General features: G+C 60.8%; 1 protein-coding gene. It reads right to left on the bottom strand.

Translation table 11 applies throughout. The features are described 5' to 3' along the window. Positions 1–518: immunoglobulin-like domain-containing protein (locus QSV36_RS14635; protein WP_289132653.1), on the bottom strand; the 518-nt coding region annotated here is incomplete at both ends.

The following is a 518-nucleotide window of genomic DNA, read 5'->3' as shown; positions in this document are numbered from 1 at the left end:
TGGCCGCATCGCCCAGCTGCAGGTTTTCGAATGTACGACCATCGACGTCTACAGCCGACTTGATGCCCAGGCTGACTTCGCCAGCATCTTTGTACACGTCATCGCCCTGCGCAGCATGCTCGTACGCTGCGCTGGTCTGGCCGGCTTTGATGGTGACCTGAGCATTGTTGCTCAGGGTCACGACCAAGTCGTGAGCCAAGGCCTGGTTGATGTGCACGGTGAAGGTCGGTTTGACGTTCTCGGCCACCGAAGGCTGGTCGGCAGTGATGGTGACCTTGACCAGGTCGCCTTCGTTGTTGCCGCCTGGGTTGCCCGGCGTACCCGGCTCGTCGGTGACCGTGGTGCTGACCGGGGTCTTGTCCAGCGTCAGTTGTTCGAACTTGCCGACATCGGTGCCGCTGACCGAAGCGATAGACTTGATCACGGCGTCGTTAGCGCCGACATAGACGTTGTCTGGTGCAGTGACACTAGTGCTGCCGGTGGTGCTGTTCGCCGGAACGGTGATGGTAGTGCCGTCG

It is taken from the genome of Pseudomonas sp. BCRC 81390, from assembly GCF_030341915.1.
Taxonomy (GTDB): Bacteria; Pseudomonadota; Gammaproteobacteria; order Pseudomonadales; family Pseudomonadaceae; genus Aquipseudomonas.
The sequence above is the reverse complement of the archived record's forward strand: the minus strand, read 5'-3'. Positions and strand labels throughout refer to the sequence as shown.